At 56.7% G+C, this 25,293-nt stretch carries 18 protein-coding genes; 10 read left to right on the top strand and 8 right to left on the bottom strand.

The features are described from left to right. The first annotated feature begins 60 nt into the window (after positions 1 to 60). The 3 genes from B7364_RS07780 to B7364_RS07770 all read left to right on the top strand — a co-directional run bounded on the left by B7364_RS07780 (position 61) and on the right by B7364_RS07770 (position 5,734). A complete protein-coding gene (locus B7364_RS07780; RefSeq protein WP_232780842.1) occupies positions 61 to 3,309 on the top strand; it encodes a TonB-dependent receptor in 3,249 nt (1,082 codons plus the stop codon). A gap of 347 nt (positions 3,310 to 3,656) precedes the next feature. Continuing rightward, positions 3,657 to 4,703: a LacI family DNA-binding transcriptional regulator gene (locus B7364_RS07775; protein WP_085339450.1), complete on the top strand. Its 1,047-nt coding sequence runs from the start codon at positions 3,657 to 3,659 to the stop codon at positions 4,701 to 4,703. A gap of 41 nt (positions 4,704 to 4,744) precedes the next feature. Further along, complete coding sequence (locus B7364_RS07770; protein ID WP_157893570.1) at positions 4,745 to 5,734, top strand: endonuclease/exonuclease/phosphatase family protein; 990 nt, start codon at positions 4,745 to 4,747, stop codon at positions 5,732 to 5,734. On the opposite strand, the gene B7364_RS07765 is transcribed toward B7364_RS07770, so the two are convergent. Next, the gene (locus tag B7364_RS07765) at positions 5,718 to 6,848 is read right to left on the bottom strand and encodes a zinc-binding dehydrogenase (RefSeq protein WP_085339448.1); all 1,131 of its coding nucleotides are present in this window, start codon (positions 6,846 to 6,848) and stop codon (positions 5,718 to 5,720) included. The two genes, B7364_RS07770 and B7364_RS07765, sit on opposite strands and share 17 nt — an antisense overlap. A gap of 155 nt (positions 6,849 to 7,003) precedes the next feature. On the opposite strand from B7364_RS07765, the gene B7364_RS07760 reads away from it, so the two are divergent. The 3 genes from B7364_RS07760 to B7364_RS07750 all read left to right on the top strand — a co-directional run bounded on the left by B7364_RS07760 (position 7,004) and on the right by B7364_RS07750 (position 11,497). Next, on the top strand, positions 7,004 to 8,251 hold the full coding sequence (locus tag B7364_RS07760) for a Vps62-related protein (protein ID WP_085339447.1): 1,248 nt from the start codon (positions 7,004 to 7,006) through the stop codon (positions 8,249 to 8,251). A gap of 167 nt (positions 8,252 to 8,418) precedes the next feature. Then, positions 8,419 to 10,533: an acylase gene (locus B7364_RS07755; RefSeq protein ID WP_085339473.1), complete on the top strand. Its 2,115-nt coding sequence runs from the start codon at positions 8,419 to 8,421 to the stop codon at positions 10,531 to 10,533. A 25-nt stretch (positions 10,534 to 10,558) separates the two neighbouring features. After that, complete coding sequence (locus B7364_RS07750; protein WP_085339446.1) at positions 10,559 to 11,497, top strand: NAD(P)H-dependent flavin oxidoreductase; 939 nt, start codon at positions 10,559 to 10,561, stop codon at positions 11,495 to 11,497. Here B7364_RS07750 and B7364_RS07745 read toward each other — a convergent pair whose 3' ends face one another. Further along, positions 11,498 to 12,718, bottom strand: coding sequence for a pilus assembly protein TadG-related protein (locus B7364_RS07745; protein WP_085339445.1), 1,221 nt, complete (start codon positions 12,716 to 12,718; stop codon positions 11,498 to 11,500). It lies immediately after the preceding gene. 147 nt (positions 12,719 to 12,865) lie between these two features. Then, positions 12,866 to 14,017 carry a hybrid sensor histidine kinase/response regulator gene (locus B7364_RS07740; RefSeq protein ID WP_085339444.1) on the bottom strand — a complete coding sequence of 384 codons (1,152 nt, stop codon included), beginning with the start codon at positions 14,015 to 14,017 and terminating at the stop codon, positions 12,866 to 12,868. 261 nt (positions 14,018 to 14,278) lie between these two features. Here B7364_RS07740 and B7364_RS07735 point away from each other — a divergent pair, with 261 nt between their 5' ends. Then, entirely contained in the window at positions 14,279 to 17,977 is a 3,699-nt protein-coding gene (locus B7364_RS07735) for an EAL domain-containing protein (RefSeq protein WP_232780841.1), read from the top strand. Between the two features lie 103 nt (positions 17,978 to 18,080). Further along, positions 18,081 to 19,283, top strand: coding sequence for a chromophore lyase CpcT/CpeT (locus B7364_RS07730; RefSeq protein ID WP_085339443.1), 1,203 nt, complete (start codon positions 18,081 to 18,083; stop codon positions 19,281 to 19,283). Positions 19,284 to 19,286: 3 nt separating this feature from the next. On the opposite strand, the gene B7364_RS07725 is transcribed toward B7364_RS07730, so the two are convergent. The 3 genes from B7364_RS07725 to dapF all read right to left on the bottom strand — a co-directional run bounded on the left by B7364_RS07725 (position 19,287) and on the right by dapF (position 21,714). Continuing rightward, a complete protein-coding gene (locus tag B7364_RS07725; RefSeq protein WP_085339442.1) occupies positions 19,287 to 19,508 on the bottom strand; it encodes a hypothetical protein in 222 nt (73 codons plus the stop codon). Positions 19,509 to 19,514: 6 nt separating this feature from the next. Beyond that, on the bottom strand, positions 19,515 to 20,804 hold the full coding sequence (locus tag B7364_RS07720) for an adenylosuccinate synthase (protein ID WP_085339441.1): 1,290 nt from the start codon (positions 20,802 to 20,804) through the stop codon (positions 19,515 to 19,517). 76 nt (positions 20,805 to 20,880) lie between these two features. Continuing rightward, positions 20,881 to 21,714, bottom strand: coding sequence for a diaminopimelate epimerase (dapF, locus tag B7364_RS07715; protein ID WP_085339440.1), 834 nt, complete (start codon positions 21,712 to 21,714; stop codon positions 20,881 to 20,883). Positions 21,715 to 22,036: 322 nt separating this feature from the next. On the opposite strand from dapF, the gene B7364_RS07710 reads away from it, so the two are divergent. Together B7364_RS07710 and B7364_RS07705 are read left to right on the top strand one after the other, a co-directional pair. Next, positions 22,037 to 22,789, top strand: coding sequence for an SDR family NAD(P)-dependent oxidoreductase (locus B7364_RS07710; RefSeq protein WP_106407583.1), 753 nt, complete (start codon positions 22,037 to 22,039; stop codon positions 22,787 to 22,789). Between the two features lie 3 nt (positions 22,790 to 22,792). Further along, positions 22,793 to 23,497: a lysoplasmalogenase gene (locus B7364_RS07705; RefSeq protein WP_085339438.1), complete on the top strand. Its 705-nt coding sequence runs from the start codon at positions 22,793 to 22,795 to the stop codon at positions 23,495 to 23,497. Here B7364_RS07705 and B7364_RS07700 read toward each other — a convergent pair. Beyond that, positions 23,469 to 24,401, bottom strand: a complete 933-nt coding sequence (locus tag B7364_RS07700; protein WP_085339437.1) for a DMT family transporter — start codon at positions 24,399 to 24,401, stop codon at positions 23,469 to 23,471. The genes B7364_RS07705 and B7364_RS07700 overlap by 29 nt on opposite strands. A 12-nt stretch (positions 24,402 to 24,413) precedes the next feature. Next, entirely contained in the window at positions 24,414 to 25,268 is an 855-nt protein-coding gene (locus tag B7364_RS07695) for an SDR family NAD(P)-dependent oxidoreductase (protein WP_085339436.1), read from the bottom strand. Between the last annotated feature and the right edge of the window lie 25 nt (positions 25,269 to 25,293).

Below are 25,293 nucleotides of genomic sequence, written 5' to 3'. Positions count from 1 at the left end.
TATGGCTCGCACAATATGATTAGCTTCCTTCAAAAAAGAAGGGAGTCAGGGGAGGAAAATTTGGCCTATCAACTCAACGCAGGCACCGCCACGTCTCGGTCACGGCGTTTCACCGCTTTGACCACCGCATCCAGTCTCGCCCTTTTGGCGCTGGTTTCTCAGCCTGCTTTTGCGCAGACGGCACCACAACCGGCTAAGCCAGCAGACGCCGCACCCCCTGCCACCCAAGAAGCTGAGGCACCTGCCGAAGTGATCGTTGTGACCGGCTTCCGCCGTTCGTTGCAAAATGCGCAGTCGATCAAGCGCAACCTCGACACCTTCGTCGATGTGGTGACCGCTGAAGACATTGGTGCCTTGCCAGACCGTTCGGTGGCAGAAGCGCTGCAACGCATTCCCGGCATCAATATCTCCCGCTTTGAGCAGCGCAATGACCCAGACCGCTTCTCGGTCGAAGGTTCGGGCGTCATCATCCGCGGTCTGCCCTATGTGCGCTCTGAGTTGAATGGCCGCGATATCTTCTCCGCCAACGGTGGCCGCGAACTTTCCTTCAATGACGTTTCGCCAGAGCTTTTGGGCCGCGTCGAAGTGTTTAAGAATGCCACGGCAGATATGATTGACGGCGGCATCTCCGGCACCGTCAATCTCGTTACCCGCAAGCCGCTCGACAAAAAGGGCCCACGCTTCGCTGGCACGATTGAAAGCAATTACGGCGACATGGCGAAGAAATGGTCGCCTGGCTTCTCCTTCTTGGGTTCCAATACCTATGAAACCGAAGTCGGCACCTTTGGTGTGCAATTGGCCTATGCCCAATCGCAATTGGTAACCAAGACCGACGCGTCGCAAATCACCGACCCTTGCTACCGCGATGCTTCACTGACTTCGGCTTGTATCCGCGTCCGTGCGGTGGGTTCGGGCGGTTTCAGTGGCGGCCAGGCCTTCAACGCATCCAACTTCCCACCAACCAATGCCGTGTTTGTGCCTAAGGGCGCAGGCGTGCGCACCACCGACCTGACGCGCGACCGCGATGCGATCTCGATCGTGGGTCAGTGGGAAAGCAATGACAAGCGCTGGTTGGCCACGCTTGAATATTTGAAAGCAACCACCGAAGCCACCTTGGAAGAATTCTCGGCTTTGGCTCTGGTCAATGACGATGCTTTGTTCCCTGTTGTGGCACCTGGCACGACGGCAACGTTTGCCGGCAATCAGTTTGCCAAGGGTACATTGACCCAGCTTCAGCCATTTACAGGCGGTCGCGGTATCCCAACCGAACTCTTGCGCTTCCAACGCGAAGATCAAGCCTCGACGGAAGATGTGTCCTTCACCTTGAAGTTTAACCCAACCGATCGCATGCGCTTCAACTTTGAAGCTCAGCACATCGCCTCGGACCGAACCGAGAATGGCTTCATCTCGGCGATGCAGACCTATAGCGATGTCTATATCGACAATACGGGTGACACGCCGATCGTGCAGTTCCTGCAGCCCGGTTCGGCAAACTCGCCCGCCAGCTATTTCACTGATCCATCCAAGACCTTCTATTGGTTCTTGCTGGACAACCAAGTCTATAACGAAGGCGAGATGACCAGCGTTCGTCTCGACGGCGAATATGACTTGAAGGAAGATGGCTTCTTCAAGGGCGTGCGCTTTGGTGCGCGTTGGAGTGATCGCTCGCGCATCACCCGCAATGCCAACTTCTCCAACTGGGGCAATTTAGGTGCACCTTGGACCGGTCGCGGTGGCAACTGGAACTGCGGTGACTTCCAAGCCTTCGGCTGCGGTGGCGCTTACGCCAAGGACTTCCCAGGCTCGTCCGCCATTCGCAATCCATTTGGCGACAACTTCCAGCGCGGCAATGTGCCTGTGCCCCTGGGTGATGGCTCTGCCTTCTTCTTCGGCGGCGATAATACGGTTCGCGACTATCTGAGCGGCGAAATCCGCAAGCAGGCTAATGCGATCACCGCTTACACCCTGACCCCGAACGCTTGGTTCCCAATCTCTGCCCGCAACAACAATGTCGCAGGTGGCCCTTGGACTCCAGGTGAAATCTCGGACGTTGAAGAATTGACCTCGGCCGCCTTTGCCCGCGTGGACTTCGGCAAGGAATTTTCCAGCGACTTTAAGATTACCGGTAACATTGGCCTGCGCTATGTGCAGACCACGGTCCAAAGCGCTGGCAATATCCAACTTCCGACCGGCGAATTCTTCGATAACGTCAACATCGTCAACGGCGTCAATATCGGCGGTAATGGCGATGGGATCGTGAGCGTTGCAGAATTGCAAAGAGCCTGTAATGCAGTTCAAGCGGGCCAAGTAGCCCCGGGCTATTGCGGCCTATCGCCGACACGTTTGGCAGCCTTTGGATCCTTCTTTACCGGTGAAAAGCTGGACGATAGCGCCGACATTAAGTTCGACCATGTCTTGCCAAGCTTCAATGCCAAGGCAGACTTTGGCAATGGCATGCTGGTCCGGTTTGCCGCGTCGAAAGGGATTTCACGCCCAGACTTAAATGCCTTCGCCACAGGTGGCGGCATTTCCGACAATACGGCCAGCCTGAAAGCGGGCGGTACTCTGGCAACAGGGCCGCTCTTCCAGATTGGCACAGGTAACCGTTTGCTGCGTCCGATCGAATCCTGGAATTATGACCTGTCCTACGAATGGTATTTTGCCAAAGTGGGTTATGTCTCAGTTTCGGCCTTCATGAAGGACATCCAAGGCATTGTGAATGGCGGGGCCTCGGTCCGCCGCTTCACCAGTCCAAAAGGTGTCAACGGCGATATTCTGGTCAATGGTCCGGTTAATAGCGATGGCGGCACCTTGAAGGGCGTCGAGCTTTCCTATCAGCAGACCTATGACTTCTTGCCGGGCTTGTTGAGCGGCTTGGGTGCCCAATTCACCTATACCTATGTGGATGCCGGTGACTTCAGCAACTCGAACCTCGGCGCCGAGCAGAGCCCATTTGCCGGGTCTACGCCCTTGGCCGGTGTTTCCGAACATACGATCAATGCGGTCGGCTTCTATGAAAAGGGCCCGATTGCGATGCGTTTGGCCTATAATTGGCGGTCGGAATTCCTACAAACCCCGCGCGACGTCATCTTCCCCTTCTCGCCCATTTACGGCGAGGGGACAGGCCAGCTTGACGGCTCAATCTTCTATACATGGAGCCCCCGCGTTAAGTTTGGTATCCAGGGGGTGAACCTGCTCGACGAAGTGACCCAGACCAGTCAAGTCATCGACTTTAAGGGCACACGTGTGACGCGTTCGGCCTTCCGCAACGACCGCCGCTTCACCGTGATGGCACGGGTAGAATTCTAATCTATCCACCTAAAGCGAGCCTTGAGCTAACTCTCAAGGCTCGCTTTTTCCATCCAGTTTCAAGCCTGGTCCCAGTTTAAACTTGCAATCGATTGACTTTGTTTTTGGACCAAAGCAACGATGATCTAAGCTTATCGAGAGTAATCAAATTGCTGTGTAAGTTTGATATATCCTTTGATTCTTTAGGGTTAAGCCGTTAAACCTTTTGTCGGAATTTGTGGCGGGATATCAAGGTCATGACTGTTCCATCGAGAGTAGTTTTTATGCGCGTTGAGTCTGAGTCACCCCCCTTGGAAACCGCACAGATTGCCCGCGCCTATCGGTGTCAGGGGTTGAAGGGGTAGGTTATGGGCCGTCGCAACCAATCGGTCACCATTTCCCATGTTGCCGCCGATGCGGGTGTCTCCTTGCAGACCGTTAGCCGTGTCATCAATAATGAGCCCAATGTGCGCCCGGAAATGAAGGCGCGGGTGCAAGCTTCGATCGAGAAGCTGCATTATGTTCCCTCTATTGCCGCCCAGCGCATGAGTGGTTCGCGCTCTTACCTCATTCTGGTCATCAATGACCGCGAACGGACGATTGCCGAATGGCGGGCGCGTCGTGGGGCTGACTGGGTTGACCAAATGCTTTTGGGGGGCATGTTGACCTGCGCGGAGCATGGCTATCGCATGATATTTGAGCTCGTCGACACCCATAATGACCATGTGGAGCGCGAGCTAAGTGGGACGATCGCCGCGCTTCAGCCCGATGGCATTATTCTAACCCCGCCCCACTCTGAGAACCCCTTGATCACCAATTTGCTCGCCCGGCGCGACATTCCCTTTGCCCGCATCGGGTCCTTAAGTCCGGGCAGTGGGTTTGCCATTCATATGGGCGATGCGGACTCTGCGGCGCAAGCGACCGAGCATTTGATCGGGTTAGGGCATCAGCGAATTGGGTTTATCGCCGGGACGCCAGACTATAATTTGTCGCATTGGCGGGTTGAGGGCTGGCGTAAGGCAATGGCCAAAGCCGGTCTTGCCGAGGCAGGCTTATGTGTCCAAGGCGATTTCAGCTATGAAAGTGGCCGTCTCGCCGCAGCCGCCTTGCTGGACTTACACACTCCCCCGACCGCGATTATCGCGAGCAATGATCAAATGGCCCTCGCGGCTTTGGACATCGCCCATGAGCGCGATCTGCTGGTGCCCAGGGATTTGTCCCTGATCAGCTTCGACAATACACCGGTCGTGCGCTTTACCTCGCCGCAACTGACGGCAATTGACCAGCCTATTGCAGCCACTTTCTCCAAAGCTGTTGAGCTTTTGATCCATCAGGCAACCGCGCCAAGCGCAGAGCCTTATTTGGTTCAAGGAGCATTGGTCGAGCGCGCGAGCACCGCGCCACCCAGATCTTGATTCCCGCATCGCAACACAGGATGCGGATTGGCCTTTGCTTGATGGTGCTCATCGCGCTTCTGGGCGGCTGCCAGCATCTGGATGACCGCAAGCCGCTTGTCTTGGAGACCGTGCAGGCCCCCGCGGTGACACTGCCCCCGCCACAGACGACCCAATTGACTTTGGTGCAATGGAATCTTGGCTATGCAGGCTTGGGTCAGGATGCTGACTTCAAGGCCGATGGCGGTAAGCGCATCCTGCCGCCGTCCAAACACAGCGTGGACCGAAATCTTACGGGCATCGCTGAGCAAGTGAAGGCCCTTGAGGCCGATATCTATCTGTTCCAGGAATTGGCTCGACCCGGTCTTCTGACCTATGGCCGTGATGTCGTGGCAAAAGTCGCAACGGCTTTGCCCGGTACCTCCATGATGATGAGCGCTGACATCGATCACGGCGTGCCTCGCTTAAAGCACGGGTTAGGCGTGGCGACGCGGGTCGGATTGGTTGGCCAAAGCCTTGTCCGCCTCCCGGATGACCCAAAGCGACTGGCCGGGTTCGTGACGCGGCGCTACCATGTGCAGATGCTCGATCTGCGCTTGGCCGATGAACCTTGGACTGTGATCCATCTCCATCTCTCCGCCTTTGATTCAGGCCAAGTTCGCGAGGCACAGTTTCGCGCTGTGTTAGACCTTGCTCAAGCGGCATATGCGCGCGGCCATCATGTGGTGGTGCTCGGGGATTGGAATTTGCGTTTTGCTCCAACCCACTTTCCCTATACCGCCGATCCCGCCGCGCAATTCTGGATTCGCGACATGCCTCAGGCACGCATTCCACAGGGGTGGCATTTGGTGTTTGACCCCCGCACCCCCAGCGTGCGCACCAATGAACAGCCCTATGTCGCCGGGCGAAATTATACTACGATCGTTGATGGCGCACTGGTTTCGCCGGGCGTGGAGGCGTTAAGCGTCACGACCAGCGACACAGGCTTTGCCTTCACCGACCATCAGCCTGTGCGCTACGTGTTGCGGGCCAGGCCTAAAGGCTCGGATTGATCAGATATTTTTCGCCCGTTGCTTTGCGGGCGTAAGCCTGCACATGGTCTGGATGCAACGCCTCGGCCAAGGACAGGGTCGAAGTATAATGGCTAGCAAAAGTTGTCGTCAGCTCGCGCGCCACACGCTGGCGCAAACCGAGGGCCGCCTCGAGGCCAATCTTCTGCAAGAAGGGCGTCAAGAGGAAGCCGCTCACACTCCACGAAAGGCCAAAGCCCCGGTCCAATTCGGTGGGGCGCAGGTCGAGGCCGCCATAAATATAGACTTGCTTGAAGGTGGACGAGCCATAGCGGCTATATTCCTTGGCGTTGCGATTGGCAGCAGCCTCCATCGCATGCAAGATTGAATTGGCCAGACGGCCGCCGCCAATGGCATCAAAGGCGAGGGTGGCTTTGGTTTCTGTGACGGCATCGGTGAGATCAGCTTGGAAAGTCTCTGATGTTGAATCCACAACATATTTCGCGCCAATATCTTTCAGAATTTTGGCCTGTTCAGCGCTTCGGACGATATTGACCAAGGGCACGCCGTCGGCGAGGCAAATCCTATTCAGCATCTGCCCCAGGTTTGAAGCCGCCGCCGTATGAACCAAAGCGACATGGCCTTCACGCTTCATGGTTTCGACCATGGCAAGGGCCGTCAACGGGTTCACAAACATCGAGGCCCCGTCAGCCGCGGTTGCACCATCAGGCAGTGGCGAGCAGTCGCGAGCAAGAATTCTCCGGTAAGTGGCATACATAGAGCCGCCAAACATGCCGACTTTTTTACCAAGTAACCCCGTCGCGTTCGCCCCAGCGCGCACCACCGTGCCCGCGCCTTCATTGCCCACAGCCATAGACGCATCCAAGCGCGGCTTCATCATGCCCATGCGGGCAGGGGGGATGGTTGCAGTTAGGACAGGCCGGTCGGCCGTGCCACTGGCCTCTAGGGTCGCCATATCCGCCGGGCCAAGCAAAAGCCCCAAATCAGACGGATTGATGGGGGAAGCCTCAACCTGAACAATCACTTCATCGGGGCCGGGTTCATCCAGTGTAACCGGCTCGAGATTGAGGACTAATTTGCCCTCCGACGTTACCGTGGACCGCAATTCAAGGCCGTGGAGTTGGGTGGCGCTCATGGTGTTTTCTCCGCAAATTATGATTTTGACCTTAGCTAAACCAGACGGGCGGACTTGTCGCGAAAAATCGCAGGCCGCCTTCTCTCCCCTTCCTGCAGTGCCGCTTCCTTGAGTCGGCCAGAAGCCGATAAAAATTTATAGTTGTAATTTATTGGATGTTACTTATGGTAATTAAATCGGTGGACGAGAAGGAGCAATTTATGAACGAATTTCGGTCTTATGGTGATCTCAAAGTGACGCTTACCTCAGCCTTTAGTTTACGCTACCCAGATTGGGGGAGCGGTGCCCGAATGAATGGTGCATTTTACCACCCCGAGCCTCAGGGCGAGTTTCGCCCCCTTGGTAGCGTCGTTATTGGCAATCACGCTCCTATAAATGGCATGCGCGCTTCCATGTTGGTTGCCGATGGCGGCAATAAAGCGGTTGCGGCTCCGATTGATTATGTCTGGATTTGGAATGATTCCGGCTCAGGGGCTGATTGGGATGGGTCGGTTTGGCGACCAGTGCCGCCACCGGGCTATGTCGCAATGGGTGATGTTGCACAAACAGGTCATGGAAAGCCTTCTGTGAATGATGTGTGGTGTTTGCGGGCAGACCTTGTTGCCGCGGGCCAGTTTGCCGGCGGCTGCGCGTGGCAAGACGCGGGATCGGGCGGGACCCATGATATCGCAGCTTGGCCTGTCATTTTGAAGGACCCATCGGCTGACCCAACCAAAGCTGTCTTTGAGCCAGATACGTTTATCAGCACCACTAATTACTCAACCCCGCCAAATGCCGGCTTGGCCCGTGTGATCTTGGTGCCGCTGGAAGCCAATGTCGTGAACACGCCGGAGGTTGCTCCCAATCTCGAAAGCCGCCAGGCACCGCCTGCGACAACCCAACCCGTTTGCGATCGGCAAGTCACCTTACCCTTCACCTGCTTGTTTGATCGAACCGATCGTCCTTCTTTGGACAAAATCGCCAATCCTTTTTGTACGATTGAACGATGGACCTATTGGTCTTTGGTCCTCTTCAACAACAATACGACTTCGCTGCCGCAGACCCAATCAAAGTCAACCATGGTTGGGATCACCGAAACCGAAAGCAAGTCCTTCTCCCATAGCGTTGGCGTGAAGGTTGGCTGGGAAGGTGGCGTCGGCGTGAAGTGGAAGGTTGAGCTTAATTATCAATTCACCCTGACTACCTCCACCAGCATGGCGGTGATGCGAAGCGACACGGTGCAGCGGTCTTTGACGTCGCCGCCCGGCCACGCTGCTGCCTTATGGGCGCAGTCTTGGCGGTTTGAGGTGATTAGGTCGGATGGCTCTCGTATCGCGCCGGGACTCGCCTTTGAGACCAATTCCTTTGTCCATGACCAATTCCCGCCACCGGCCAACGAAACCTCGATGGCGGTTGTTAGCTAAGGCACGGCACTTCTGGTCATTGGGACCCTCTAGGTGACTGGGGGGTCTCGTTGGTGCGTGTTACACCTTGTGGCGGACCCAGGTCTGCCCCCATAGACTTTGCCCGCAATTGCGTTACCAAGATGGGTCAAGGGCGCGGCTTCATAAGCGCTCACGGGGGCAACATCATGCATAGACGCAGCAAGATCGGCCTGTGGGCTGGTCTTTTAGTCCTGATCCTAGTCGGCGGGGCCTATGCGGCTGGTGTTCGGCTGGCGGTATTCCCTGAGAGCATTCATCCAGCGCCTTATCTTGAAAAGGCAAAAGCCTATAATGCCCTGATTGAGCGCGATAAATTTGGTGTGCCCCATATTTCTGGGCCGCGCGACGTCGATGTCGCCTTTGGCATGGGCTATGCCCATTCTGAAGATGATTTTGCGACCATTGCCGAAGCGGTGCTGACCACGCGCGGCACGATGAGCGAGACCAAGGGCAAGGATGCGGCCATTGGCGATTATCTGGTGCAATTGCTGAAGGTTTGGGACCATGTGCATGCAGGTTATGAGCGTGAGATTGCCCCAGAGACCCGCGCGATCATGCAAGCCTATGCCGATGGGATCAATCTATATGCAGCGCAAAACCCTGCCAAAGTGCCCGCAGGGCTTTTGCCGCTGTCCGGCAAGGATGTCGCGGCAGGCACCGTCTACCGTGGGCCGTTCTTTTACGGGCTGGATAAGGTTTTCAAGTCGATTTTAGAGCCCGCGAAAGGGCCGGACAAAGCCCCGCCAAAGGGGTCGAACAGCATTGCGATTGCGCCCAAGCGCTCCACCGATGGCGCAACCCGCCTTCTGGTCAATTCCCACCAGCCCTATGATGGTATGGTGGCGTGGTATGAGGCCGTGCTTGAAAGCGGTGAAGGCTGGCATGTTGCGGGTGGCTTCTTCCCGGGCTCTCCCTTCATGCTGCACGGTCATAATGCCAATTTGGGTTGGGCCAGCACCGTCAATAAGCCCGATCTGGCCGATGTCTATCGTCTGACCACTGACCCCAAAAAGCCCGGCCACTATCTGTTGGACGGTCAATGGGTGGCCTTTGAAAAGAAGGTCGCCACATTCCGTGTCAAAGTCTGGGGCCCGATCCTGTGGACCGTTAAGCGCGACCTTTTGTGGTCTGTGCATGGACCGGCGCTTGAGACTGATCATGGCGTCTTTGCCGTCAGTTATGCAGGGCAGAATGAACTGCGCCAGCCCAATCAATATATGGCAATCAATAAGGCCAAAAACCTGACAGAATGGCGGGCAGCTATGGCGATGCAGGCCTTGCCCAGTATCAATTTCATCTATGCCGATAGGGCCGGCAATATCGGCTATTTGTCAAATGGCCAATTCCCCGTCCGCAAGGATGGCGTGGAGTGGCAGGGAATTTTGCCGGGTGACCGCAGCGATCTCTTGTGGCAGGGCAGGGTGGCTTTCGACAAGTTGCCCCAGCTTTGGAACCCGCAATCGGGGTTGGTGTTTAACTCCAATAATACGCCACTGGTTGCAACCGATGGCTCAGACAACATTCGCCCAGAAAGTTTAGGCGCGCATTTGGGCTTGCAGACCAATATGACCAATCGCGCATATCGTGTTCTCGAGACCTATGCCCGTGACACGTCCATCTCGGCGGAAGAGTTTGAGGCCTATAAGTATGATTTGGCCTATAGTGACAAAAGCATTTTGGCTGGCCTGATCCGCGAGGTTTTGACTTATGATGCCACGGGCAATCCTGATTTGGCAGAAGCACAGAAAATTCTGAAAGCGTGGGATAGGCGGACCGATCGGAATAATCGCGGCGCAGCTTTAGCGGTGCTTATGGGACAGCCGATTGGCCGTGCGGCGGAAAATGGTGAGCCCCTGCCACCCCTGCGGCCAGCTCTAGATGCGGCCATTACCCAACTCAAAACCCATTTCGGGCGGTTGGACCCCAGCTGGGGCGAGGTTAATCGCTATCGACGCGGCAAGCTGGACTTGCCGATTGACGGGGGCCCCGACGTCTATCGGGCGGTCTATGGGGAGACCCAAAAGGACGGGACATTGACGGCCAATGGTGGCGATACGTTCATCATGTTCGTCAGTTGGGACAAAGAGGGTAATCTAGCCTCGCGCAGCATCCACCAATATGGCTCGGCGACTTTGGATAAAACCTCGCCCCATTATGCCGATCAGGGCGAACTCTTTGTTGCCAAGAAGACCAAGCCGGTTTTGTTCAAACGGGGCGACTTGGCTGGCCAAATTACGCGCAGCTATCGGCCAGGCCGTTAGAACCTCTCATCAAAAGGAAATCCAGATGAACCGCTTTTTGGCCCACACGGGCGCGAAATACCCCATCATCCAAGCCCCCATGGGGTGGATCGCCCGTTCGCAGCTGGCCTCGGCTGTCTGTGAGGCAGGTGGTTTGGGGATCATCGAAACATCTTCGGGTGAAACAGAGAATTGCCAAGCCGAAATCTTGAAAATGAAGGACCTGACCCAAGCCCCATTTGGCGTCAATCTTCCGATCATGTTCTTGAAAAATGACGCGATTTTACAGTTCATTTGTGAGTCTGGGGTGAAATTTGTTACCACGTCAGCTGGCAGCCCAGCCAAATTCATCGCGCCCCTGAAAGCGGCTGGCATTGTCGTCTATCACGCCGTCCCCACGGTCGATGCGGCGCTGAAATGTGTGGAGGCAGGCATTGATGGTCTGGTGGTCGAAGGGGCCGAAGGTGGCGGGTTTAAGAACCCTGAAGAAGTCTCCACCCTTGTGCTGTTGCAGGCGATCCGGCGTGTCACCGATGTGCCTCTGGTCGCAGCAGGCGGCATTTGTGACGGCAAGGGCATGGCTGCGGCCTTCGCGCTGGGGGCTGAAGCCATTCAAATGGGCACGCGCTTTGTCAGCTGTGCCGAGAGCCCCGTGCACCACAATTACAAGCAAGCCATCCTCGATGCCAAAGAGACGGGGACCTACGTCCTCAATAAGAAAGCAAGCCCCTGTATTCGCGCGCTCAAAACCCAGAGAACGGCTGCCATCTACGAGGCTGGTGTGATGCCGCCCGATACGTTTAAGGGCATACTCGACCTCTATTTTGGCGGCGATATGGAGGCGGCTGTCGGCCTCGCAGGCCAAACCTCAGGCCTGATTGACGAGATCAAGACCGCTCATGAGATCATCCATGAGACAGTGGCCGAGTTTCACGCCATTGCTAGCCGGATGGGGGGCATGGCTGCTGCGTCGAACTTTGGCTGATTAGCGCGCCAGCCTTGGCGCGCTTGCCGATGGGCCGACCCCCTGCGGGACGGGCACGCCCGAGCCGACATAATTCTTGTTGATCACCAAGACAGGGTTGTTGTCCAAGGTCAAAGACTTGGCGACAATCACGCTCCAAGCGGAGTCTTGGGCCACATTCCCGGCTGCCGAGATGTAAAGCTCGCTACCGGGTATATAGATGGTTCCGAGCAATTCACGAACCTTGCTGGAGGAAATGGAAAAGCGCTTGGTATTGGTGCGACCTGTCGCAATCAGAAACCCTGCTAATGGACCTGTCTTGCGGGCAGTTAGGTTAACAGTGGAATTTTGTCCAAACGAGAAGGCGCGGTTGGTGTCAAAGATCAAGACAACGTCATCGCCTTTCAGCGTGGCATTGCCATTAAACTCCATCTCGCCTTTGAAATAATGCTCGCCGGGCTCCAAGATCATTTTAGCATTGCCATTGATCGAGATTTGTTCGCAATGCACACCAGGTGGCAAGCTAACAGTTTCGTTGCCGCTGTACTGGATGCTCTCTGCGCTCGTTAAGCAGCCGGAGGGGGGATTAAGGTCAAGCGTCTGAAACGGATCCTCAATCGGCAAAGCTCCCACACTTGCCGCGGGCGTAATCGTGCCTGTCGCAGTCTTAACGGCTTGGACAACGCCGGCCTCAATGCGTGCCAAATTGATAACTGAGATTCCGGAATTGGATTGAACCAAACAGCCCGGTGCTCGAATGATGGCCCGCCCCTTTACATGCGCCCCAATCGCAGCGGTCTGATCGATTTGCAGCACGCAGAGTGGCGTTTTACTTAAGGTTTCCGCTGTGGAGGTGGTCTCGAGCGGTGCATTGCTTGTTACCAAGCCCGAAAACATCGATTGAAACTGCGCCCGGCCAGTCACGCGGACGGTGCCAGCCTGGCGATCAATTTCGACGGTGAAACTGGGCTGGGTGGTGTCGGTCATGCCGCTGATGGCTTGGGTAGCTAAGGCAATAGCCGTGCTGCGAATACCGTCATCGCCACGGGTAGAAACACTAAGTTCCCCTGCGCCTGCCAAAGCTCCGGCATCGACGGCAGCTTGCAAATTCGCTTTGCTTTTGGCGATCCCAGCCATCTCCACGCCGCATAGCACCGCATAACTCAAAGGCACCAGTGCCAAAGCACCAACCAGTGAGATGTTTCCTCGCCGTAATTTTTTGTGGCTTAGTTGGTCAAACATCTTGCATGCCTACTGCTGTTAGTTTGCTCATAGGCCTGCAAGTTAAACATGACATTAAAATGGACGCACAGATTTAACCAGTATTCGTAAACATTAAAAAATTATGATTAGGCTTAGCAAGGATGATGTCTAGTCAGGTACGAATATTCAGTCTAATTCGAGTGGGAATTCCATCTCAATACCAAATCCGACATTTTCGCCGCTGACAAGATGTATTTCACCACCGACAGCCTTCAAGCTGCCAACAGCGGTGGCTAAGCCCAAGCCCAGGCCATCTTCTGTGCGGTGTAAGGCAGAATGACCTTGCTTGAAGGCCTGTATTGCCAGCGCGAAGCTGGTTTGGTCCATGCCTTGGCCTGCATCACAGACGCGGATCGCCACACGGCCCGTGGCGGTTCTTTGCCCGATTACATGAATCGGCGCTTGGCCGTGGGTGAAGGCGTTTTCGATAAGATTGCGCAAAGCCGTCAACAGCAAGTCATAGTCACCGGTGATTTCGCAATTCCCCGTCCGGTCGGCCAGTTTAAGGTCCGTAGACTTGCCACCCGCTCGCAAGGCTTCGCGCGCCGCAGCCTTAATCAAATCTGCTACGGAAAACACCTTTTTGGTGACTTCTATATCGCCCGACAGAATGCGGGCGGATTCCATCAATTGGTCATGCATGCGCCTAAACTTCTCCGCCGCCATCAAGATCTGACGGGCATGGCCTTGAATGGCTGCATTATCGCTATGTCTCTCGATCAGACGGCCAAAGCCCAAGATCACATTGAAGGGCGTGTTAAATTCATGCCGCATCAAGCGCAAAATATTGGTTTTCAGGCCATCGGCTTGTTCTGCCAAGCGGCGGCCTTGACGTTGTTTGGCATCGGCACGGCTGTTGCGCAGCACATAGGATAATTGGTGGCTGACCAAGCGCCAGTTGAGCGGCTTAATCGCAAACGAGGTTGCCCCCGTGCCATAGGCGCGGTCGATTGCCTCCATATCTTCGCGGCCCGTAATGACCACAATGGGCAGATTCTCAAGGCTGGGTTCAGCGCGGACGGCGGCGATCAGCTCAAAGCCATCCATAATGGGCATTTCCAGATCGACCAGGGCAATATCGATCCCGCCTTGCTTCAAGCGCTCGAGGGCCACGCGGCCATCCTCGGCCACTTCAACTTCTATGGTTGGGCTAGATAAATAGACGCCCGCAAATTCTCGCAAAATAGGGTCGTCATCGACCACCAGAATGCGCGCATAATCTGTCGCGACAAATTGGGGTGCCACTTTGGTTTCGGGCGCTTTGCCAAAGTCAGTCATAGGGCGCGACCCTGGCACAGAGGCACGCGAACGCTGTCACCAACGGCCCATAAAGATGGCTGAGAACGGCGTTTTGCACGTTGATTAAACTCCTGTTGCGCACGGGATATAGCTTAAATCAGTTAACCGCCCGTCAAACCAAGTCCTCGCACTGCAGCCCCGTTGTCAGCTTTATCAGTGGCCAAAAACTGTTGGCTTAACCCGCACTTAATGTGTCCGCGCTACTTAATCAGCCTGATGCCACTACCCGGGTTTGATCAGGTGAAATCTCAGAAAAAGCCTCCAAAGCAGAAAGTCCTAAAGGCTAAAAAGCCAAGCTCCATTCGCTCACGTTTGGCGGCACTGGTCTTGGGCTCGGTGATTTTCTCGGTTGTTCCCGTCACCATGATTTTTGCCTATCAAGACATGACCCGCCATGCAGAGGCGCGTTGGTCTGAAATGCGCACGGCAGCACAAGTCTTGGCCAGTAGCGCGGCTGAGGCCGTTCAGGCGCAAGATCGGCAACGGGCCTTTATCGCTATTCGCGCCATTTCTCGCAGTCCGGGGATTGTCTATGCGCGCGTGGAATTGGCCAATGGCATGTCGCTGGCTGAAAATGGCTCTGGCACGCGTTTGCGCAACGATGTGCGGCTGGATAGTGAAAGTGCTGATCCCAATCTTGTCGCGCTGATCACCACCAAATCGGTGGAAGTCGTCTCGCCCATCGAATTGGGTGGACAGGTGTTAGGGCGCGTTGTCGTCGTCCATATGGCCAACGACTTTTTGACCCCGCTGCTCCGCTCCATCGGCAGCGTCTTGGGCATCGCCTTTCTCGCGTTGCTTTTGTCTTTAGAGATTTCCCGGCGCATCCAACGCGCGCTGACCGAACCGCTGACTGACCTGACCAAATCTGTAGCCGCCATTGGCGAGAAGGGCGACTTCTCGCAACGGGTGGAAGCCACCACGACCGACGAAGTTGGCACGCTTGTGACCGGCTTTAACGCCATGTTGGAAGCCATTGGCGAGCGCGACCGCCGCATTGACGCGCACATGCGGGGTCTGGAAGCTGAAGTTGCCGCCCGGACCAGCGATTATTTGGTGGCCCGCGATGCCGCCGAGCGGGCTAATGCCGCCAAATCAGACTTTTTGGCGACCATGAGCCACGAAATCCGCACGCCGATGAATGGCGTGATGGTGATGGCAGAACTTCTGGCTGCCGAATCCTTGCCTGCCAAAGCCAAGCGCCATGCCGATACGATTGTGAAGTCCGGCCGCAGCTTGCTGGCCGTCATCAACGACATTCTCGACTTCTCCAAGATTGAAGCCGGCAAGCTCGAAGTTGAGATTTGCGAGATCAACGTCCTCGATTTGGTCGATGATGTCTTGGCTTTGTTCCATACCAAGGCGCGTGAAAAGGGCTTGGAATTGGTGGCTTCCGCCCACCCCCAAGCGCCCAAGCTGGTTCCCGCAGATTCTGTCCGCTTGGGCCAAGTCATCTCCAACCTTGTGTCTAATGCGTTGAAGTTTACCGAGACCGGCCATGTGTTGGTTCGGCTTGAACCAGACCCCGACAGCCAATTCTGGCGCTTGATCGTGCAAGATACCGGTATTGGTATTGCCGAAGATAAGATTGCCGGCATTTTTTCGGCCTTCTCGCAGGAAGACCAAACCACGACCCGCCGCTTTGGTGGTACGGGTCTGGGCCTATCGATCTCTAAGCGGCTGGTTGAAGCGATGGGCGGCCAGATTGGCGCGACAAGTAAGCAGGGCCATGGCACCAGCTTTCACGTGCGCTTGCCCGCTCTAACCGGCGAGGCCCGCGTTCTGGCGGCTCCACCCCATTTGGAAGAGGCCGATGTCCCCTCCTGCGTGAAGGTGTTTGTCGCAGGCCAAGTCGAAGCTTGGGCGATCAGCCGTCGCTTTGCGGCAGCCGGGGCAGTACTGGGTCAAACAGAGGCCCTGCAGCCCGATCTTCTCATCGCCGACAAAGCCCACCGCACCGAATTGCCCCCCGGCTTTAACCCCAAGAAGCTGGTGCTGATTGCCGATCCAGATGATGCGGCAGCCGATTCCATGGTGCGGGCAGGGCAGGCCGTCGCCGAGCTGCAACGGCCCGTGCGTCATGCCGACTTGGATCATTTGATCAATGCCCTGCGCAATGGCACGAGCTTCGCGATCAGCCAGGGTGGGCTGATGAACCAAGCCATTACTGTCGCTTATCCCGACGCCCGTGTGCTGGTGGTTGACGATGGCGAAGTGAACCGCGAAGTGGCGGTAGAAGCCCTGTCGCGCTTTGAAATCAAGGCTGACACGGCTGTCGATGGCCAAGACGCGCTGAACATGCTGGCGACCAAGGATTATGACTTGGTGCTGATGGACGGCTCGATGCCCGTTTTGGACGGCTTTGAAGCCACGCGCGCGATCCGGAAACTCGAGGCCCAAGAAGGGCGCAAGCGTCTGCCGGTCGTGGCATTGACGGCCCATGTGGTTGGAACCGCCGCCAATGCTTGGGCTGAATGCGGTATGGACGGCGTGTTGTACAAGCCCTTTACTCTGGTGGCACTGGGCGAAATCCTACAAGCCAATCTACCGGCCCATCTGGCGACCAAGGCGCTTGAGATGATGGATGCCCGTTCAGATGATGTGGCGATGTCTGTGGGCGAGCAGGCCGAGGATAGCGGTGAAGACGGACTATTTGACGATGCCGTGATTCTGCCTTTCCTGCGCGATCTGAAAACGCACCGACGCGATTTCGTCGTGCGCGCGGTTGGCCTTTATCGCAATCACGCCCCCAGCACGTTAATCGAGATGCAAGAAGCTTTGGATGCTGGCGATCGCGAGCGTCTGGCAAAAGCAGCCCATTCGCTCAAATCCATGAGCCTTAATATTGGTGCGAAAGCGATAGCCAAGCTTGCCGGTGGCATTGAAGCTGCTGTTCGCATTCACAATACGCCCGTCTCCCCGTCTGAGATTGAGCGCGCGATCGCGCTTTTGCACATGACGCTCGACCGCCTGGCGCAGCTGATGGAAACCGATCTGTCAGAACCTGAGACCCCGGTCATCAAGCCGGAAGTAAAGGCTTCGGTGGTTGAAGTCTTGAGTACGGTGACTTTGTCGCCCGAAGAAAAAGCCTTGCGCGATGAGCTTGAAGCTGATCTTGAGACCGGTGCCCTCAGCATGGTGTATCAGCCGCTCTATGATCGCATGGGCAATCAAGTGGTGTCGGCCGAAGCTTTGCTGCGCTGGGATCGCGGTGGCCGCGCGCGCGTGGGCCCAGACATCTTCATCCCGATCGCAGAAAAGTCTGGCTTCATTGCCCATATCGGCCATTTCGTCCGCCAAGCAGTCTTCAACGACACCGCCGATTGGGGCAATTTGCCCATCGCGCTGAACGTGTCGCCCCTAGAATTGATCGACGAAAATTTTGTCGGCGATCTGAAAGAACTCTTTGCTGAGACAGGTTACAATCCGGCCCGCGTGGTTCTGGAAGTGACCGAAACGGCTTTCTTGGGCGATCCAGACCGCGTGCGGCAATTGTTCGCGCAACTCAAAGCCATGGGCTGTAAGCTGGCGCTCGACGACTTCGGTGTGGGCTATTCCAGCTTGACCTCGCTGCACCGCTTCCCGTTCGACAAGATCAAGATCGACCGCGAATTCGTCACCAGCCTTGATCTCGACCCCAAAACCTCGCGTGAGGCTTTGGCCATCATCCAAGCCGTTTCCAGTATCGGCCGGGCCTTGGGGCGCGAAGTGGTGGCGGAAGGGGTTGAGACGGCAACCCAGCATGCGGTGTTGAAAGCGGCGGGCGTGCATACGTTGCAGGGCTATTTGTTCGGCAAGCCCATGGTGGCAAGCGAATTTGCCCGTTTGTTGACGCCAACGCCTTCCAGCACCAGTCCAACCTTGGTTGGCAGTACCGCTGCGACCATCCCAGCGACCGCACCCTTATCGCCTCATAGCCCTACCGCCCTTGCTTCCTAATCGAACCTGCGGGTATCGCAGAGCGGGGGCTGGCAGGGTCTGACAAAATCATGACATAGTCTTTCGCCTTATTGGGGAAAGCGGGGGCTAAACGGGTTTGGACATGCCGATTACGACACGCCAGCACCATCTTACCGCCGCCCTGTTTGTGGCCGGCATTGCCTGCTTGTTGCCAACAATTTCGGGCGCGCAGGCACCCCCCACAGGCGGTGTTTTGTCGCCACCTTCTGGGGCAACCCAAGCTTTACCGCCCGAGATGACGCCAGAGGGTGTTCTCAAGGAGCTGGTAACCCAATCGATTGCCGAACAGGCCGGCGTGCCAGAACTTGCCGCCCCCACGCCGGTTCCTGTGCCGGTAAAGCCACTCACGCCCGCGATGCAGGAGGTCTTGAATAAGGACCTACTTGACCTCGCCGATTTGTTGACGGGGCGTTGGGACAATGAGTTGCAGACCTTTTTTGAGCCCGAACTCAATGTGCCGCTGCCTTTGCGCCATGAGCGCTTGCATGCCGTGGTCAAGCCAATTGAAGCCCCTGAATTCGGCCCCGTCAGCTTCTATGTCGAGTATCGCAAAGGGGGGGAAACAGGGCCCGTTGCCCGCCAGCGCATCTGGACATTGCGTGTTGATCCTGACCTGAACGGCATTCGCTTGACTGGTTTTGCGCCAAAGGAAGGCAAGCCCTTAGAGGGGGCGTGGCGGCTCGTCGAAGGGGTGGACGGTCTCAAGCCAGGTCAGCTCAAGAAAGATGCTTTCACCCCTGTCATGGGCTGCGACATCATTTGGCGGCGGCGCGGGGAAGGCTTTAGTGGGGCGACGCGGCCCGCCGCGTGTAAGCTTGTGACCAATGCCGATAAGCGCGTGCTGTCGGTCAGCGAGCAGCATGACATTTCGGCCAATGTCTGGGAGGTACGTGACGTTGGCGTGGATGAGCGCGGCGTGCGGGTCTTTGGTGGCAGTGATACCCCCCCGACGCGCCTCAAACGGGCACAGACTTTCTCGTGCTGGGCTTCAGTTGCCAAGGGCGCTGAGCGTGCCACAGTGTCTGACCTTGTGGTACACGACCAAGGTGGCTTGGTGACGGCTGAATTTGCCGGGGGCAGCCCTGCCAAGCTGCGCTTACGTCTGCGCAATGTGGAATGGCCAATTGGTCAAAACCGACCCTCGCTTACCCTCTATCTCTTGAAAGATAGCGATGATCGGGCCGAGGGCTTTGCGTGGGGTGAGCCGACGGCCAACCGCTTGGCCCTGGACGTGGGCGGCACCCAGGTCAGCTGTACCCGCGACCCTCGCGCCTTATGGCGCTAAAGCCTAGCGGCCAAAAAACTTGATAACGACCGCAATCAGAAGCGCGGATAGGCCAATCTTCAAAATCAGATAGGCCCGCATGGCCCGGCCAAGCTTGGCCATATTTTCCTGATGCAGCGCTTGTTCCTCCGGCGTCAGCTCACGCGGGGCATCATCGGCGTCTTCATCATCCCAGCTAGGATTGGGTGGGTTTTCAGCGCCTGTGGACGGTGGCTTTTGCTCCATTAGCGCTTACCCCTCAAATGGATCGCGCACCAAGATTGTGTCGTCCCGCTCGGGGCTGGTGGAGAGAAGGGCGACGGGGCGGGTCACCAATTCTTCGATTCGGCGCACGTATTTGATGGCGTTTGCAGGCAGGTCTTTCCAAGAACGCGCACCGCGTGTGGTTTCCTGCCACCCGTCGAAATACTCAAAGATAGGTTCCACGCTGGCTTGATCTTTCAGGCCCGCGGGGAACCAATCCAAGGCGCGGTCGCCAATCCGATAACCGACGCAAACTTTGAGTTGCTCAAACCCGTCAAGCACATCGAGTTTGGTGAGGGCAAGGCCACTGATACCGCCGACGATGGCAGCCTGACGTACCAACACCGCGTCAAACCAACCGCAGCGACGTGGCCGGCCTGTTACGGTGCCAAACTCATGCCCGCGCTCGCCGATACGTTTGCCGATGTCGTCGAACAATTCGGTGGGGAAGGGGCCTTCGCCGACGCGGGTTGTATAGGCTTTGCAGATACCCAGCACATAGCCCAAGGAATTGGGGCCCATGCCTGTACCGGCAGAAGCTTGGCCTGAAACCGTGTTGGACGAGGTCACATAGGGATAGGTGCCGTGGTCAATGTCGAGCAGTGTGCCTTGCGCGCCTTCAAACAGGATGCGGCGGCCACGACGGCGGGCTTCTTCCAGCACCTTCCATACGGGTTGTGCATAGGGCAAAATCTTGGGTGCAAGGCCGATAAGCTCGGCTTTGATCGCCGCGCCATCGAGCTCAGGCAGGTCGAGCCCTTTGCGCAAGGCGGTGTGATGGGCAAGCAAGCGGTCGATCTTGGCGTCCAGCGCATCGGGGTCAGCCAGATCGGCGACGCGAATGGCACGGCGGCCAACCTTATCTTCATAGGCGGGACCAATGCCCCGACCCGTTGTGCCAATCTTACCCGCACCTGCTTGGGCTTCGCGCGCGCCATCCAAATCGCGGTGTAAGGCCAAGATCAAGGTCGCATTATCCGCAAGCACGAGGATTGAGGGATCAATCATCACACCTTGGTCGCTAACCCGCTTAATTTCATCGAGAAGCGCATGCGGGTCGACCACCACGCCATTGCCAATCACGGACAATTTGCCTTGCACCACGCCCGAAGGCAGGAGCGAGAGCTTATAGACCTTTTCTCCCACAACCAATGTATGGCCGGCATTATGGCCGCCTTGGAAGCGCGTGACCACATCGGCACGATCGCTCAACCAATCCACAATCTTGCCTTTGCCTTCGTCGCCCCATTGGGCCCCGACAACCACCACATTCGCCATGAGTCTAAACTCCCTGCTTGCGCGGGGTGCTTGGGGTCTGACGGCGAACACGTCAAGCTATCAGGCTGCGATCTGCCTAGTTTCCCCGTATTGTGCCTTCGGTTTCGAGGGCGACGGCACCGGTCATAATGACGTGATTATCGCTTTCTCGCCATTCGATCTCCAGCATGCCGCCGTCGACCTGGACCTTAGCGACCCGGTCACATAGGCGGCGGCGAACGGCTGCGACCAAAGCCGCACAGGCCCCCGTGCCACAGGCTTTCGTTAAGCCCGCACCCCGCTCCCAAACCCGCAAACGGATATGATCGCGGGCGACAATTTCTGCAAAGCCGACATTGGTGCGCTCAGGGAAAAGGGGGTGATATTCAATCATGGGCCCGACTGCTTCCACGGGGGCGAGTTCGGCATCTTGAACAAAGAAGACGCAATGGGGATTACCCATGCTGACCACACCAGGCCCATGCAGGATCGGGTCATCAATCGGGCCGACTTGCAGTTCAATCCGGATGGTATCCATCCGCTCTGCCATGGGGATCAACTCCCAATCCAAAATCGGCTCGCCCATATCTACACTGATCCGGTTTTGCCCGACACTGACCGCCCCCAAAAGGCCTGCTTCGGTTTCAATGACCACATTCTCGCGGTTCATCTCGCGCATCACATACCAAGCCACACAGCGCGAGCCATTGCCACAAGCGGCCACTTTCGACCCATCGGCATTCCAGATTTCGGTATAGACATCGGCCATAGGGTTTTTTGGCGGCAGCAGCAGCATCAATTGGTCAAAGCCAATGCCTTTTCCAGCCGATGCCAAGGCTTCGACCGCGCTGGCATTGAGCGTCACAGGACGCTCTCGCGCGTCTAGGACAGCGATTTCATTGCCGAGGCCGTTCATTTTTGCGAATTTCATGGCCTTTATCTAGGCGCATTTGAAGCGAAGTAAAACACCAAGTAGAAACCATCTTCATGCTTTGGTGATGTTAAATGACAAATAATTAATGCAATGCCCCCATTCCGCCGCATTTGCACCCAGATCGCGCCACAAGCGGGGTCGATAAGGACAGTGTCGGTTGGACAGCAGAACATCTCGCAGGTTCTGGTTTCCCAACAGCCCCCCCAGCCCCCCTCCAGGGTCTGCGGACTGCAGTTCAACCGACACACAAGTTTTTTTCCATCGACACTGCGCCCTAATCCACTATCCCTTCTTTGCAAACGCAAAGAGGGGATATTTTTTGACCAAACGCTTGGCTGGCCGTCGCGCCATTATCACCGGGGCCGCTTCGGGCATTGGGCTGGCTACCGCTCATCTCTTCGCGCGCGAAGGGGCCGTGGTGCTTGCGGTTGATCTGCCCGGTGAGAAACTGGTTCAAGCCTTTGCAGGGTCGGGCATAAAAACCCACGGCCAGTCGGTTACCGATTTGGATGCACCAGACCAAATCTTGGCGGCAGCGCGCAGCCATTTGGGCGGGGTCGATATCCTGTTCAATAATGCGGGCATCGCGACCAATAGTCTGGTGGAACGGACCAGTGATGAAGATTGGGACCAAACCCTTGACGTGAACTTGCGGGCCATGTTCCGCCTCACACGTGCAGCGATCCCAGATCTGAAAGCCAGTGCTGCGGGACGAATCATCAATACAGCCTCAGTCATGGCCGAAGGCAGCGGGATGGGATTGGCGGCTTATTCCGCCTCAAAGTCCGGCGTGCAAGGTTTTACGCGTGCGTTGGCCATTGAGCTGGGCAAATATCAAGTCACCGCCAATTGGTTGTTGCCCGGTGCCATCCGCACCGGCATGACCCAAGGCCTATGGGACCAACGGCCAGAGATTGCCGACACCTGGGCCAATAAGGCGGTGCTGCGCCGCTTGGGCGAACCAGACGATATCGCCAAAGTCGCCCTCTTTTTGGCCAGCGACGATGCAGGCTTTATCACAGGCCAAGGCCTTTGCGTCGATGGTGGCCTGTCCTTACGCGTTGGGGGCTAAGGCATGCTGATTAATTTCGCTGAGCCCATGGTTTGGCTATGGATGGTATCGGCTGCGGCAGCGGTCCTTTATGGCCTTATCTTCAACAAACAAGCACCCAATCCGTTGCGCAGTGCCATGAAAACCGCGGCAGTGGCAGGTCTTGCCCTCGTCGTCTGGCAAGCACAAGGCCCAAGTTTTCTCCTCTATGCCCTGGCGGCCAGTGCGATCGGCGATTTATTGCTGGCTGGGCCGGGAGAGAAGCGCTTTATGGCGGGCGTGGCCGCCTTTGCCATCGCGCACGGCTGCTATATCCCGCTGTTTTTTGAGTTTGGCGCGTTTCAACATGGCGTTGGGACGTGGCAGATCGCCCTAGCCCTTGCCCTGCTGGCAACCAGCGCCGGTCTGCTATTTGGTATCCTCTGGCGGCATTTGGGGCCGATGAAGGCTCCGTTGAGCTGCTATTTTGTCATCATTCTGGGCATGTGCTTTTCTGCGCTTGCTTTGCCGGAGAGCCCCTATCTGACCTATGCCATGATTGGTGTGGTGGCCTTTGCGACCTCAGACATGATTTTGGGCGTCGAACTGTTTGCCCTTAAGCCAGGCTCGCCCTGGCACAGCCTGACCAGCCCTGCAGTCTGGACGCTTTATTATGGCGGCCAAGCGCTGATCACGCTGGGCATCCTAAACGAATGGGGTGCTAGGCTGGTGGGGGCCCAAGCGGCTTAGCCGTCTTGGTCTGGCCGTCGCGCAAGGTGATATAGATGGTGGAGATGATCACAATTGCGGCCCCCACCATGGCTAAAGTGTCCGGGATTTCGTGAAAGAAAATAACGCCTGCGCCCGCCACGAGGGGCAGGCGAATATAATCAATCAAGCCCATCAAAGAGGCCTCGCCGGTGGATAAGGCGCGCACATAACAGGACTGGGCGGCAACGCCCGCAAAGCCCATGGCGATCAAAAGGCCCATGGTCTCAAAATCTGGCAAAACCGGATCGAGGATCAAGAAGGGCAGCCCCGCTAAAGTCGTGAACACATTGCCATAGACCACCAAGGTCAAAGACGAATGATCCTTGGTCAGGTCTTTGACCGTCACAAGGGCAAAGGCAAAGGCCAGTGCCGAGACCAAAGCAGCCATCGTTGCAGGATCAATTGTGGTTGCATGGGCCGAAAAATCAGGCTTGGTCATCATCAAGATTCCGACAAAGCCGATGCCGACCGCTGTCCAGCGCCGCCATGCGACTTTTTCCTTCAAGATCACGACAGCTAAGATGGTCATGAACAGGGTGCGCGAAAAGCTTAAAGCCTGGCTTTGGGCTAAAGGCAGATGCACCAGCGCGTAAAAGCCCGCAAAAAAGCCAATCGTGCCATAGCTGGATCGCAAGAGTAGCTTTCCGGGCCTTGATGTCTTCCACACTTTCGGCCCCGCCATCAAAGCAAAGGGTAGAACCGCAACGACCCCCGCAAGCGAGCGCCAGAAGATCAGCATGGCAACGCTGGTGGTTGAACCCAAGCCCTTGGCCAGCACCGCCATCACCAAAAAACCTGCCGCAGATCCCAACATCCACAGCGCACCAAGGCTATTGGGCGACAGCGGCAATTTCTTTTGTGCAGGGCTTGTGAACGGATCCATGAAAGCCCGAATCTAGCTTTGGGGTGACGGCACGGCATCGCCAAAAATGGAAGCCATGGGGGAGGGGGCGGCAGGGTCCCACGCATGGCGTGGACCCACCGTGATCCCGCCATCGACGACCAGATGCGTGCCCGTCATGAAGCTGCCGGCGTCACTCATGAGCAATAAGACCGCTTCGGCAATATCCTTAGGCTGCCCTGCCCGACCAATGGGTTGGGCTGCCCCGCCCTGATGGGCGATGAGGGCGGCAAGTTGATCGGCTTGTTCGCGTGGTAAGCCTAAGGCCGTGCCAAAGATGGAGGTCGCAATCAGGCCCGGGCAAATTGCGTTGACCCGGATATGTTTCGCACACAATTGGGCAGCAGCCACTTTGCTGAAATGGATCACGGCGGCTTTGGCCGTGGAATAGGCAATTGGACCCCACCCAGCTTCAAGCCCTGCGATCGAGGCGGTGTTGACGATCGAGCCACCACCGCGCTTGGCCAGATGCGGCACCGCATGCTTGGTGCCATAAAAAACCGAAGTCACCAGCACGTCAAAAATTGCTTTCCAATCTTTGGACTCGACCTCTTCCAACGGGCTCATAATACCCGCAGAGCCTGCATTATTGAATAGGCCATCGAGCCCGCCGAAATGGCTTGCCGCATCATCCAGAATGGCTTTGACTTGGGCTTCATCGGTGACGTCGCAATGGCGATAAATCAGACGGTCCTTGAAGCGGCTTTCCAGATTGGCCCCTTTTTCATCTTGGATGTCGGCGGCCAAAACAAAAGCGTCTTCTTCAATCAGGCGTTCGACCGTCCCAAGGCCGATGCCACTGGCAGCCCCAGTTACGACAATAACCTTGTGTTTCACGCGTCCAACCATGGTTTTGCTCCCTGAGTAGTGTCGC

Source organism: Aquidulcibacter paucihalophilus, assembly GCF_002105465.1.
GTDB lineage: Bacteria > Pseudomonadota > Alphaproteobacteria > Caulobacterales > Aquidulcibacteraceae > Aquidulcibacter > Aquidulcibacter paucihalophilus.
This window is presented reverse-complemented; position numbering and strand designations above follow the sequence as displayed.